Genomic DNA, 13652 nt, shown 5'->3' with positions numbered 1-13652 from the left:
ATGCATAACATGAACCCTTTTTATGCCAGCCTTTAATCAATCAAGCTAACCGATATCCGACGGTCAGGCCTGGCATATCGACGGCGAATTACTCCGCTTTCTCCTGCGGGCGAACCACATGGACATCCATCTGCGGGTACGGGAAGCTGATGCCGTTCGCGTCAAAGTCACGCTTAATACGCTCCAGCACGTCCCAGTAAACGCTTTGCAGGTCGCTGCTCTGGCTCCAGGCACGCACCACATAGTTCACGGAGGATGCCCCCAGCTCATGCAGACGCACGGTCATTTCGCGATCCTTAAGGATACGATCTTCCGATTCGATGATATTGGTGAGCAACTGCTTCACCTTATCAATGTCGGCATCGTAGGATACGCCGATAATGAACTCGTTACGGCGCACCGGCTCGCGGGAAAAGTTAATGATATTGCCGGCAATAATTTTGCCGTTGGGGATCACCACAATTTTACCGTCAACCGTGCGCATCGTAGTCGAAAAGATCTGCACGTTCAGCACGGTACCGGCAATGCCACCGAGATCGACATACTCACCCGCGCGGAACGGACGGAACATCACCAGCAGCACGCCTGCAGCGAGGTTAGACAAGGAGCCTTGCAGCGCCAGACCTACGGCCAGACCTGCGGCACCGAGGACGGCGATCACCGATGCCGTCTGCACGCCAACGCGGCCCAGTGCGGCAATCAAGGTAAAGGCGATAACGGCATAGCGTACAAGCGCAGACAGAAAATCGGCAACGGTCGCATCAATCTTACGCGCCAGCATCAGGCGGTTAACCGTATTCGATACCACCCGCGCCACGATCATCCCGACAATGATAATCGCAATGGCAGCGACGATATTGACGGCATAGCTCAGCAGCAGTTCCTGATTGCGCACCAGCCACGAGCTGGCGTTATGTAGGCTGTCGCCAACGTTCAAATCTTCCATTTAACATTCCTTATGAATACCCATAGGGGAAATAAATAACCAAACCTGCAGTCATCAGGTTAACTAAGGGTAAACAATAAGGGCATATTTTGCCAAGTTGATCACAATTTTCCGCGACCAATCACTGGCTTCAGATGTAAAAAAGCCCGCAATAGCGCGGGCTTTTGGGCAAGAAACAGAATGTTCTTACAGAACGTCGATCGCGTTCAGTTCTTTAAATGCCTGCTCCAGACGAGTCACCATGGACGCCTGTGCAGCGCGCAGCCATACGCGCGGATCGTAGTATTTCTTGTTCGGCTGGTCTTCGCCTTTCGGGTTGCCCAGCTGGCCCTGCAGGTAAGCTTCGTTAGTTTTGTAGTACTGCAGGATACCGTCCCAGGTTGCCCATTGGGTATCGGTATCGATGTTCATTTTGATAACGCCGTAGCTGACGGAATCTTTGATTTCCTGAGCGGAAGAACCGGAACCGCCGTGGAAGACGAAGTTCAGGCTGTTGTGCGGCAGGTTGTGTTTCTTAGAAACATATTCCTGAGAATCGCGCAGGATAGTCGGGGTCAGAACAACGTTACCCGGCTTGTACACGCCGTGTACGTTACCGAAGGAAGCAGCGATGGTGAAACGCGGGCTGATTTTGCTCAGTTCAGTGTACGCGTAATCAACGTCTTCCGGCTGAGTGTACAGTGCAGAAGCGTCCATGTGGCTGTTGTCCACGCCGTCTTCTTCGCCACCGGTGCAACCCAGTTCGATTTCCAGAGTCATGTCCATTTTGGCCATGCGCGCCAGATATTTAGAGCAGATTTCGATGTTTTCGTGCAGCGTCTCTTCAGACAGGTCGATCATGTGAGAAGAGAACAGCGGTTTGCCGGTAGCAGCGTAGTGTTTTTCACCCGCGTCCAGCAGGCCGTCGATCCACGGCAGCAGTTTCTTCGCGCAGTGGTCAGTGTGCAGAATAACCGGCACGCCGTAATGTTCAGCCATCTGGTGAACGTGATGTGCGCCAGAGATAGCACCCAGGATTGCAGCACCCTGCGGAACGTCAGTTTTCACGCCTTTACCTGCGATGAACGCAGCGCCGCCGTTAGAGAACTGAACGATAACCGGAGATTTAGCTTTTGCAGCTGCTTCCAGAACGGCGTTGATGGAGTCAGTACCCACACAGTTAACCGCTGGCAGAGCAAAGTTGTTTTCTTTAGCTACCTGGAACACTTTCTGAACGTCATCACCAGTGATCACGCCAGGTTTTACGAAATCAAAAATTTTAGACATGTTACGTAGTCCTGTATCTTCGGCCGTTTATGCTCGCCATCATGGGTATGGCAGTCCTCTGGCTGACCTCGCGTTCCCCGGTGACGTCAGTCCCCGACGTTCGCGCTGTTGCCCGCTTCCTGCAACACCAACGATTTAAAGCAACAAATTGAATTTTATTTGTAAAACAGGCGGGAATGTCCCGCCTGATCAAACTTACTTCTTAGCGCGCTCTTCAAGCATCGCTACAGCTGGCAGTACTTTGCCTTCCACGAATTCGAGGAATGCGCCGCCGCCGGTGGAGATGTAGGAGATTTTGTCCGAAATACCGAACAGGTCGATCGCAGCCAGAGTGTCGCCGCCGCCTGCGATGGAGAAACCTTCGCTGTCAGCAATCGCGTTAGCCACGATTTCGGTACCTTTACGGAAGTTCGGGAATTCGAATACGCCAACCGGACCATTCCACAGAATAGTTTTAGCGTTTTTCAGGATATCAGCCAGTTTCTGTGCAGAAACGTCGCCCAGGTCCAGGATCTGCTCTTCATCTTTGATGTCGCTAACAGATTTCAGAGTTGCGGTAGCGGTTTCGGAGAACTCAGTGGCTACGCGAACGTCTGTCGGGACCGGGATATCACAGGTGGTCAGCAGGCGCTTAGCTTCATCAACCAGGTCTGCTTCATACAGGGATTTACCAACGTTGTGGCCCTGGGCTGCAACGAAGGTGTTGGCGATACCGCCGCCAACGATCAGCTGGTCAGCGATTTTGGACAGAGAGTCCAGCACGGTCAGTTTGGTAGAAACTTTAGAACCACCAACGATAGCAACCATCGGACGAGCAGGTTCTTTCAGTGCTTTACCCAGCGCATCAAGCTCAGCAGCCAGCAGCGGGCCTGCGCAAGCGACGTCGGCGAATTTACCGATACCGTGGGTAGATGCCTGTGCACGGTGTGCAGTACCGAATGCATCCATCACGAACACGTCACACAGTGCCGCGTATTTTTTGGACAGCGCTTCGTCGTCTTTCTTTTCGCCTTTGTTGAAGCGAACGTTTTCCAGAACCACCAGTTCACCCGCGGCAACTTCAACGCCATCCAGGTAATCTTTAACCAGACGTACCGGGTTAGACAGTTTGTCTTTCAGGTAATTAACAACCGGCAGCAGAGAGAATTCTTCGTTGTACTCGCCTTCGGTCGGACGACCCAGGTGAGAAGTGACCATCACTTTAGCACCCTGTTTCAGAGCCAGCTCAATGGTCGGCAGAGAAGCACGGATACGCGCGTCGCTGGTTACTTTCCCGTCTTTAACTGGTACGTTCAGATCGGCACGGATGAAAACGCGTTTACCAGCCAGATCCAGATCGGTCATCTTAATTACAGACATGGTGAATCCTCTCAATGATTCTTAAAGTTTTGCAGACGCCATACGCGCTATCGCGAACGATTTTGCGCAGGGATGTCTCACCTGAAACCAATAACGGCCATCGCTAACGTCGTGTCGAGCATCCGGTTAGCAAAGCCCCATTCATTATCGCACCAGACCAGAGTTTTGATCAGATGGGCACCACTCACCCGGGTTTGCGTGCCATCAACGATGGCGCTGTGCGGGTCGTGGTTAAAATCTATCGAGACCAACGGCAATTCCGTATAGTCAACTATACCATGAAATGCACCTTGTGCTGCTTTTTGCAACAACTGGTTGACTTCACTGGCTTTTACGGGATTTCTCACCGTGACGCTCAGGTCGATCGCCGTCACATTAATCGTCGGAACGCGGACCGCAATCGCCTCAAAACGGTCATTAAACTGCGGGAAAATTCGCGTAATCCCCGCGGACAATTTGGTATCAACCGGAATGATCGACTGGCTCGCCGCACGCGTACGCCGCAGGTCCGGATGATAAGCATCGATCACCTGCTGATCGTGCATCGCGGAGTGAATTGTCGTTACCGTTCCTGACTCTATGCCGTAGGCATCATCTAACAGCTTTATGACCGGGATAATGCAGTTGGTGGTGCAGGAGGCGTTAGAGACAATACGGTGCTCGGCACGTAGCTCTTCGTGGTTCACGCCAAATACCACGGTCGCGTCGAGATCGCTGGCACCGGGATGGGAAAAGAGCACTTTCTTTGCCCCAGCCTGAAGATGGGCTTCGCCATGCTCACGACTGCCATACACGCCGGTGCAATCCAGAACGATATCAACCGCCAGTTCCTGCCAGGGCAGCGCCGCAATTGAAGGTTCGTGCAGCAGGCGGATGGCATCATCGCCGACAAACAGCTGCTCTCGCTCCTGGCGAACATCCCAGGCAAAGCGCCCATGGCTGGTGTCATATTTCAACAAATGCGCGATGCCTGCGGCGTCCGCCAGTTCGTTGATAGCCACCACGGTAATTTCCGCACGACGCCCGGATTCGTATAACGCGCGAACCACGTTGCGTCCTATGCGACCGAAGCCATTAATCGCGATGCGTATGGTCATAGGTCTCCTGCAAGGTTGTCCCTGATTTGAGATGGCTGACAGAGTAATCCAGCCGCGCCTTAAGGGAAACCTTACCCGTCGCAAACTGCGACTGATTGATTAATTGTCGAACATTTATACGACTGAAACGCTTCAGCTAGAATAAGCGAAACAAGGAATAAAAGGAATGGCTGTCCAGTGGAAGAAGTGAGTTATCTGACATTCGTCACATTTTTGTTGGAATAATATGCCATCGACAGACGGCTTTTGGGAATAACGAAGATAAAAAAAAAACCGGGAAAATTCCCGGTTTTTTCTGACGTTAGCCCCCGGATAACCGGGAGGCAGACGACTACAGCAGCGCTTTCGCTTTGGCGACCACGTTTTCCACGGTGAAGCCAAACTCTTCGAACAGCAGCTCTGCCGGCGCAGACTCACCGAAGGTGGTCATACCGACGATAGCGCCGTTCAGGCCGACGTATTTGAACCAGTAATCAGCGATACCGGCTTCAATGGCCACGCGCGCAGAAACGGCTTTCGGCAGCACGGATTCGCGGTAAGCCGCGTCCTGCTTGTCGAACGCGTCGGTGGACGGCATGGAGACCACACGCGCCTTCACGCCTTCGGCAGTCAGTTTGTCCCAGGCAGCAACGGCCAGCTCAACTTCAGAACCGGTCGCGATGAAGATAAGCTCAGGCTGACCTGCGCAATCTTTCAGCACGTAGCCACCGCGAGCGATGTCTTTCAGCTGCTGCTCGGTACGATCCTGCTGTGCCAGGTTCTGACGAGACAGAATCAGCGCAGTCGGGCCGTCATGACGCTCAACGCCATATTTCCACGCCACCGCAGATTCAACCTGGTCACACGGACGCCAGGTGGACATGTTCGGTGTAACGCGCAGGGAAGCGACCTGCTCAACCGGCTGGTGAGTCGGGCCATCTTCGCCCAGACCGATAGAGTCGTGGGTGTAAACCATCACCTGACGCTGCTTCATCAGTGCCGCCATACGCACCGCGTTACGGGCATATTCGACGAACATCAGGAAGGTCGAGGTGTACGGCAGGAAGCCGCCGTGCAGGGAGATACCGTTAGCGATAGCGGTCATACCGAACTCGCGCACGCCGTAATGGATGTAGTTACCGGCGGTATCTTCGTTAATCGCTTTCGAACCAGACCAGATAGTCAGGTTAGATGGCGCCAGGTCAGCGGAGCCGCCGAGGAATTCTGGCAACAGCGGGCCGAACGCTTCGATCGCATTCTGAGACGCTTTACGGCTGGCAATCTTGGACGGATTAGCCTGCAGTTTAGCGATGAATTCATTGGCTTTCGCATCGAAATCAGACGGCATGTCACCTTTCATACGACGGGTGAATTCAGCCGCTTCCTGCGGGAAGGCTTTCGCATAAGCTGCGAACTTCTCGTTCCAGGAGGCTTCTTTCGCCTGACCGGCTTCTTTCGCATCCCACTGCGCATAGATGTCAGACGGGATTTCGAAGGCCGGGTGATGCCAGCCCAGCGCGTCACGGGTCAGCGCAATTTCTGCGTCGCCCAGCGGTGCGCCGTGGGAGTCGTGGGTACCGGCTTTGTTCGGGGAACCGAAACCGATGATGGTTTTGCACATCAGCAGGGACGGTTTGTCGGTGACCGCACGCGCTTCTTCTACTGCACGTTTGATGGCATCGGCGTCGTGACCATCTACGCCACGCACAACGTGCCAGCCGTAAGCTTCAAAACGTTTTGCCGTATCGTCGGTGAACCAGCCTTCAACGTGACCGTCGATGGAGATACCGTTGTCGTCATAGAACGCCACCAGTTTACCCAGTTTCAGGGTACCGGCCAGGGAGCAAACCTCGTGAGAGATCCCTTCCATCATGCAGCCGTCACCCATAAAGGCATAGGTGAAGTGGTCAACGATGTCGTGGCCCGGACGGTTGAACTGCGCCGCCAGCGTTTTTTCTGCGATAGCCATACCTACGGCGTTAGCAATACCCTGACCCAGCGGACCGGTGGTAGTTTCCACACCAGCGGTGTAGCCCACTTCCGGGTGACCCGGGGTTTTAGAGTGCAGCTGACGGAAGTTTTTCAGCTCTTCGATCGGCAGGTCGTAACCGGTGAGGTGCAACAGGCTGTAGATCAGCATGGAGCCATGGCCATTGGACAGCACGAAGCGGTCACGATCGGCCCAGGACGGATTCTGTGGGTTATGGTTCAGGAAATCACGCCACAGGACTTCGGCAATGTCAGCCATACCCATCGGGGCACCCGGGTGGCCGGATTTGGCTTTCTGTACAGCATCCATGCTCAGCGCACGAATAGCGTTAGCAAGCTCTTTACGTGAGGACATTTTGACTCCAGTTCGGACTGTTGAAGGTCATACCCTTAACGGCTTGACGAGAGCGCATTTTGGGCTATGCCAGAAAAAAGTGACAACAATGTAACCCAAGCGACAAAGCATGTACATGGAGCATCCTTTTGTGGTTTAAGAAATCTCCGGAACACGTTGTGCTGCCCCGGAATCCTCTCACCACTGTTGCGCAATAGTCTTTATAATTTGTGCAGGATGCGACTGGCTTATCGTCGTCATTTTCAGACAGATCATCGAACGATTGTGGAAGATAAAAATGAAAATTCGCTCAACTATTCTTGCCCTTGGGATTGCCGCAACCCTTAGCGGATGTCAGAACATGGACTCCAACGCCCTTCTCAGCTCCGGCGCAGAAGCTTTTCAGGCTTACTCGCTGAGCGATGCCCAGGTCAAAGCCTTAAGCGATCAGGCCTGCAAAGAGATGGATGCGAAAGCCACGATTTCTCCTGCCAGCAGCCAGTACAGCCAGCGCCTGAGTAAAATCGCCGCCGCGCTGGGCGACAACATCAACGGCCAGCCGGTGAATTACAAAGTCTATGAAACCAAAGATGTGAACGCCTTTGCGATGGCTAACGGCTGTATCCGCATATACAGCGGCCTGATGGATATCATGAACGATAACGAAGTCGAAGCCGTGATCGGCCATGAAATGGGCCACGTCGCCCTCGGCCACGTGAAGAAAGGGATGCAGGTCGCCCTCGGCACCAATGCCGTTCGCGCCGCTGCCGCCTCCGCCGGCGGTATCGTCGGTAGCCTGTCGCAATCTCAGCTCGGCGATCTCGGCGAAAAACTGGTGAACTCACAGTTCTCCCAGCGCCAGGAATCAGAAGCCGACGACTACTCCTACGACCTGCTGCGCAAACGTGGAATTAACCCGACAGGGCTGGCCACCAGCTTCGAGAAGCTGGCCAAACTGGAAGCCGGTCGTCAAAGCTCGATGTTTGACGATCACCCGGCGTCTGAAGAACGTGCCCAACACATCCGCGATCGCATGAAAGCGGACGGCATTACGAGCCAATCCCGGTAGGCGTAGATTGTTGCAGCCAGTTTGGCCACGAACAGCGCGGAACCACCGGAGCGTACACGCAGTACGTGAGGATGGTGAGCACAGCCCGGGGCCAAAATGGCAAATAAAATAGCCTCCCCCCTCCCGCATGGGAGGGGGTATCCGGTTAGTAGAGAGTCTTCTGCGGCGGCCCGGCAAAGCGCAACGCGCCGATGCTGCCCATTCTGACTTCAACCACCGACGGCCCCGGCATCGCCAGCGCCTCGGTCATCACCGCGCGGAAATCGTCAGCCCGCTCAACGCTCCACGCCTGCAGGCCGATAGCCTGCGCCAGCAGCGTGAAGTCCGGCGTATGCAGCTCGTTGTAATACTGACGACCGCCAAAATATTTATCCTGAATGCCACGCATCACCCCATAGCCGCCATCGTTCATGATAATCAAGGTCACGTTGGCTTTTTCCTGCGCCAGCGTCGCCAGCTCGCCCAGGTTCAGGCTCAGGCCGCCGTCGCCCACCAGGCCGACAATCTTGCGCTGCGGGTTGGCGATGGCGGTCCCGATAGCCATCGGCAGCCCCATGCCAATGGCGCCAGCCAGCGAATGCACGTTCATCATCGGACCATGGGCGCGGAACAGGCGGCTGCCCCACAGGCTGCCGGAAACGGTAATGTCGCGAACCAGAATACCGTCGTCAGGCAGCGCCTGCGCAATAGCGTCGTTCAGCTGAGCATAGGCGCCGCACTGCTCGCGTAGCCCCTGCTCTGCCAGCTCCAGCGCCGCTTTTATTTGCCCGTCCCACTGGGCACTGCCCCACTCACGCCCCCGCGCCTTAGCCGCCAGTGCGCTCAGCATCACGCTGCAGTCGGCCGTCACGGTGTTATCCATCAGATAGTTACGGCTGGCCGCCGCCGGGTCGATATCAATCTGCACCCGCGGAGACGGCAGCTCCAGCGTCCAGGAGCGGGTTTCGTTGCTGCGCAGGCGCGAGCCCGCCACCAGCGTAAAATCACATTGCGCCATCAGCGCCTCAACGGAAGGCGAGTTATGGAACGCGCGCAGGCTGGCGCGATGGCTGTCCGGCAGAATGCCGCGTCCGTGGGTGCTGGAAATCACGGTGATCCCCGCATCCGCCAGTGCCTTCACCGCTTCTCCGCTGGCGATGGCGCCGCCGCCGAGCCACAGCAGCGGCTGTTTAGCCTGCTTCAGCTGCGCCCACAGGGCATCCACGGTGGCCGGGTCAGCGGACGCCACCGGCGCGGTGCTCAGCGGGGCGGTCACCAGCGACAGCGGTATTTTCGCCCCCTGAATATCAATTGGGATCTCCACCGAAACCGGCCCGCACGGCGGCGTCTGCGCCTCCTGGATAGCCTTGTGCAGAATCGCGATGGCCTGGTTGGCATTGCTGATGCGCCAGGCGCGTTTAGAGCTGGCTTTCAGGAAGCTCAGCTGATCGCGGGTTTCGTGAATAAAACCGGTATCCGCATCCAGCCAGGTTTTCTCTACCTGACCGGTCAGATGCAGCAGCGGCGTACCGGCGTTCATCGCCTCGACCAGCGCGCCAACCGCGTTGCCCGCTCCGGCGCCGGTACTGGTCAGCGCCACCCCAAGGCCGGAGAAGCGACCGTGGGCATCCGCCATGGTGACCGAGCCGGCTTCGCCGCGCGCCGGGACAAAACGGATCTTGCCGCGCTGACCAATCGCATCGGCCACCGGCAGGTTATGAATGGAGATGACGCCGTAAATAGCCTCAACGTTATACTGCTCCAGCGTTCTGGCGATGGCTTCGCCGACGGTTATCATTTCGCTCATTGCTCACCCTTCTCTCAATCGCACCAGTGATTCACGCTATTACCCGTCGCCAGATAAATGCTCTTTTGTTGCATCCAGGCTTTCAGCCCCTGAATGCCTTTTTCGCGGCCCAGACCGCTCTCTTTAAAGCCCCCAAACGGGGTCGAAATGGAGAAAACTTTGTAGGTGTTGATCCACACCGTCCCGGCATCCAGGCGATCGCTTAAGCGCAGAGCGCGTCCACTGTCGCGGGTCCAGATGCCTGCCGCGAGGCCATAGACCGAATCGTTAGCCTCGCGGATCAGCTGCTCTTCATCACTAAACGACATCGCGATCAGCACCGGGCCGAAGATCTCTTCCTGGCACACGCGCGCGCTATTGCTCAGGCCTTCGACGATCGTCGGCTGGAAGTAGCTGCCCGCCGCCAGCGCCGGATCCGCCGGGATCTCGCCGCCGCACAGCACCTGGCCGCCTTCGCGTTTCGCCAGTTCGACATAGGCCAGCACGCTGTCGCGATGCTGTTGATTAATCAGCGGCCCAACGTGGGTATCTGCATTAAACGGATGGCCGATCCGCAGCCCGAGGGTCAGTTCCAGCAGTCGCGCCATCAGCTGCGGGTAGACTTTTTCATCAACAAACAGCCGTGAACCGGCGATACAGGCCTGGCCGCCAGAGCTGAAAATGCCGTAACAGATGCCGCGTGCCGCCTGGTCAATATCGGCATCTTCCAGCACGATGGTCGGCGATTTCCCGCCCAGCTCCAGCGACGCCGGGATCAGTTTGTCTGCCGCCACGTGCGCCAGATGACGCCCGGTACGGGTACCGCCGGTAAACGAAATTTTGCGGACCCGCGGATGGCGGGCCAGCGCGTCGCCAATCACCGAGCCTTTCCCCGGCAGGACGCTCAGCAGCCCGGCGGGCAGGCCGGCCTGTTCGAAGATCCGCGCCAGCTCCAGCGCCATCAGCGGCGTGGCTTCCGCCGGTTTAAGGATCACCGCGTTACCGGCGGCGATGGCCGGGGCTACTTTTTGCATCTCGCTGGCGATCGGCGAGTTCCACGGCGTGATCGCCGCCACCACGCCCAGCGGCTCGTAGCGGCTCAGGGTCAGCAGATCGTTGTGGCGCGGCGTCGGCAGTTCCCCTTCCAGCAGTTCGCAGGCGGCGGCGAAATATCGGGCGCAGCCCGCCGCGCTCATCACCAGCCCCCGCGTTTCCGCCAGCGGTTTGCCGTTGTCGCGGCTTTGCATCTGCGCCAGCGCATCCACGCGTGATTCGATCAGGTCCGCCACCTTATGCAGGATCTTTGCCCGCTGGTGCGCCAGCATGTTGCGCCAGGCCGGATCCTGCCAGGCGCGATCGGCACAGGCGATCGCCTCGTCGAGATCCTCCAGGCTGGCCGCATGCAGGCTGGCATTCACCGAACCGTCGGCCGGAAAGTAGCTGTGCATCAGGTTGCCGGTGCCGTGGCGCCAGTGGCCGCCGATAAAAATCATTAAGTCATCCATCGCAGCCTCTCAGCGTTGCGCCAGTTCACGGCAGGCGCGGACCGCGCTCAGTGCCGCCAGGGTGGACGTTTTGGGGTTATCGGCAAGCGGTAAGCCGCTCAGCTCGAGGCGAAATTCGCCGAACAACCCTTCAACATGTAACGTATGGGTATTGCGTTGCGTCACCGGGTCGACCATCAGCTGTACGCGGGTGGCATCCATCCCGATGCCGCCCAGCGCCACGGTGGCCGCGACGTTGGCATTCGCCGGAAACAGGCGAGCCGCTTCACGGGCGCTGCCCTCGAAAAAAATGGTCGCTTCGTTGACCGCATTAAGATCAATCAGCATTTCTGCGTAGCTGCCGCGCCAGCTGGCCGGGCTTTTACGCGACTGATAGGTCACCCGCTCCAGGCCCCCCTCTTTCGCCGCCGCCAGCCCGTCGATACCCGCCACCGCGCCGGATAACAGGCTCAGACGGCCGCCCGCCTGCTGCAAACGCTGTTCAAGGGCGCTATCGGCGAGGGCGCCGGTGGAGATCACCGCCAGGTGCCAGCCGCGCGCCAGAATCGCTTCGCCAAATTGCGCAACCGCCTGCTGGCTGGCGCACTCCAGCACCAGGTCCGGGTTTTCGCTACAGTCCTGCGGGTCGTCGAGTACCGTCACCGCCACGCCGAAGCGGGCGCGGATCGCCGCATGGTGCGGTTCACGGGCGACAATCCAGCCTAACGTCACCTCTGCCGGCAGGCGGGCAATCACCGCCTGCGCCATGGCGCCGTAACCGATGAGCATGATTTTTTTCATGATGGCTCCTTATCTACAGGTGACGGCAAAAACCGCCGGAGACATCCAGCGCGGCACCGGTGGTAAACGACGCCAGCGGCGAAGCCAGGAACAGCAGCGCCTGCGCGGGCTCCTGCGGCTTGCCGAGACGTGCCATCGGGATCCCCCGCTGACGGGCGATATCCGCCGTCCACTCAGGCCAGCTCTGGTGCTTATCGGCGCGGTTTTCAAAACGCCGCTGCCACTGTCCGGACTCCACCATGCCCAGTAAAATCGAGTTCACACGGATCCCTTTTCCCACCAGATCTTTTGAGAGCGTCAGGGTCATATTGAGCAGCGCCGCGCGGGCGGCGGAGGTGGCGATCATGTGCTCCTCCGGCTGCAACGCCAGCAGTGAATTGACGCAGGTAATCGAGGCGATATCCGACTGCTCCAGCTGCGGCAGGAAGGCGTTCACTGGGTTAATGACGCCAAACAGTTTCAGTTCAGCTTCGTGCAGCCACGCCGCGCGCGGGGTGTCGGCGAAATGCGCCACGTAGCCCTGCCCGGCGTTGTTGATCAACATATCCGTTCCGCCAAAGCGCTTAGCCACCTCGGCGGCAAAGGCCTGAACCTCTTCTTCTTTAAGCACGTCGCAGCAGTAAGAGAACACCTCTGCGCCGGGATATTCGTTTTGCAGCGCCGCATGGGCGCTGGCGAGGCGGTCAGGATTGCGGCCGCAGAAGGCGACGTTCGCCCCTTCTCCCAGCAGCAGACGCAGCGTTTCAAAGCCGATCCCTGACGAGCCTCCGGTGACGACCGCAACACGTCCTTCAATTTGTGCATTCATCGCGCACCTCTTCCCCTACTCGTAAAAGCTGTTGATTAAAAAAGGTTTCATTATCGAGATAGCTGGCATGTCCCGCCTGCGGAATAGCGGTGTACGGCATGCCGTAGCGCAGCGCCAGCCCCTGAACCAGTTCGGGCTGAGTGATCGCGTCCTGCTCGCCGCACCACACTTCAAACCGGCCGCGATAGTCACCAAGCCAGCGGTGAATATTGTCGTGCGCCAGCATCCACGCCGCCGCAAGGTAGCCCTCACGACGCAACGCGCGCATGCCGGCGGCCACGGTGGCGATATCGCTCGCCTTCGCGCAGGGGTGCAACAGCTTCGCCGCCCGGGTGGATGCCATGACTTCGGCGCCCTGGGCGATCAGCTGCTGGCGGCTGTGCCAGACCTTTTCCCGTTGTTGAGCCTCGGCCTGACCGTAGCCTTGCGCGGCATCGGCTAACACCAGATACCGCACGCGCTGCGGATACTTCGCCGCAAAGGCGCTGGCCACCAGCGCGCCGAGGGAGTGTCCCACCAGCACCGTCTGCGCAACGCTGGCGCGGTCCAGCAGCTGTGCCAGCGCGTCGGCATAATCGCCGGCATCGGCCTGCTCAACCGGCAGCATCGGGCTTTCGCCATAACCGGGCATATCCCAGGCCAGCACGCGGTAGCCGGACAGCGCCATCTGTTTATGCCAGGAGGCCGCGCCGGAACTGATGCCGTGCAACAACATCAATGGCGTGCCCTGCCCCTGATCACGAAAACCCGTCATA

Annotated in this window: 11 protein-coding genes; 1 reads left to right on the top strand and 10 read right to left on the bottom strand. The window is 57.8% G+C overall.

Features of this window, described 5'->3' with window-relative positions; genetic code table 11:
• Positions 1 to 88 precede the first annotated feature (88 nt).
• From mscS to tkt, 5 genes are all read right to left on the bottom strand, one after another.
• Positions 89 to 946: a small-conductance mechanosensitive channel MscS gene (mscS, locus tag EDF82_RS16120; RefSeq protein WP_123756537.1), complete on the bottom strand. Its 858-nt coding sequence runs from the start codon at positions 944 to 946 to the stop codon at positions 89 to 91.
• A gap of 186 nt (positions 947 to 1132) precedes the next feature.
• Positions 1133 to 2212: a class II fructose-bisphosphate aldolase gene (gene fbaA, locus EDF82_RS16115; protein WP_123756536.1), complete on the bottom strand. Its 1080-nt coding sequence runs from the start codon at positions 2210 to 2212 to the stop codon at positions 1133 to 1135.
• A gap of 195 nt (positions 2213 to 2407) precedes the next feature.
• Positions 2408 to 3571, bottom strand: coding sequence for a phosphoglycerate kinase (gene pgk / locus EDF82_RS16110; protein ID WP_123756535.1), 1164 nt, complete (start codon positions 3569 to 3571; stop codon positions 2408 to 2410).
• A 77-nt stretch (positions 3572 to 3648) separates the two neighbouring features.
• The gene (gene epd, locus EDF82_RS16105) at positions 3649 to 4668 is read right to left on the bottom strand and encodes an erythrose-4-phosphate dehydrogenase (protein WP_123756534.1); all 1020 of its coding nucleotides are present in this window, start codon (positions 4666 to 4668) and stop codon (positions 3649 to 3651) included.
• A gap of 331 nt (positions 4669 to 4999) precedes the next feature.
• The gene (gene tkt / locus EDF82_RS16100; RefSeq protein WP_123756533.1) at positions 5000 to 6991 is read right to left on the bottom strand and encodes a transketolase; all 1992 of its coding nucleotides are present in this window, start codon (positions 6989 to 6991) and stop codon (positions 5000 to 5002) included.
• 277 nt (positions 6992 to 7268) lie between these two features.
• Between tkt and EDF82_RS16095 the strand changes: the two genes are divergently transcribed.
• Positions 7269 to 8039: a M48 family metallopeptidase gene (locus EDF82_RS16095; protein WP_123756532.1), complete on the top strand. Its 771-nt coding sequence runs from the start codon at positions 7269 to 7271 to the stop codon at positions 8037 to 8039.
• A 145-nt stretch (positions 8040 to 8184) separates the two neighbouring features.
• Here EDF82_RS16095 and EDF82_RS16090 read toward each other — a convergent pair whose 3' ends face one another.
• The 5 genes from EDF82_RS16090 to EDF82_RS16070 are packed head-to-tail and all read right to left on the bottom strand — an operon-like array spanning position 8185 to position 13651.
• Positions 8185 to 9825, bottom strand: a complete 1641-nt coding sequence (locus EDF82_RS16090) for a thiamine pyrophosphate-binding protein (protein WP_123756531.1) — start codon at positions 9823 to 9825, stop codon at positions 8185 to 8187.
• A 14-nt stretch (positions 9826 to 9839) separates the two neighbouring features.
• Positions 9840 to 11309, bottom strand: coding sequence for an aldehyde dehydrogenase (locus EDF82_RS16085; protein ID WP_123756530.1), 1470 nt, complete (start codon positions 11307 to 11309; stop codon positions 9840 to 9842).
• 9 nt (positions 11310 to 11318) lie between these two features.
• On the bottom strand, positions 11319 to 12089 hold the full coding sequence (locus EDF82_RS16080; RefSeq protein ID WP_123756529.1) for an aspartate dehydrogenase: 771 nt from the start codon (positions 12087 to 12089) through the stop codon (positions 11319 to 11321).
• 13 nt (positions 12090 to 12102) lie between these two features.
• Positions 12103 to 12897 carry an SDR family oxidoreductase gene (locus EDF82_RS16075; RefSeq protein WP_123756528.1) on the bottom strand — a complete coding sequence of 265 codons (795 nt, stop codon included), beginning with the start codon at positions 12895 to 12897 and terminating at the stop codon, positions 12103 to 12105.
• Positions 12881 to 13651: an alpha/beta fold hydrolase gene (locus tag EDF82_RS16070; protein ID WP_123756527.1), complete on the bottom strand. Its 771-nt coding sequence runs from the start codon at positions 13649 to 13651 to the stop codon at positions 12881 to 12883. Before EDF82_RS16070 ends, EDF82_RS16075 begins: the two co-directional genes overlap by 17 nt.
• Position 13652 lies beyond the last annotated feature (1 nt).

Source organism: Klebsiella sp. BIGb0399 (assembly GCF_003752615.1).
GTDB lineage: Bacteria > Pseudomonadota > Gammaproteobacteria > Enterobacterales > Enterobacteriaceae > Klebsiella > Klebsiella lignicola.
This window is presented reverse-complemented; position numbering and strand designations above follow the sequence as displayed.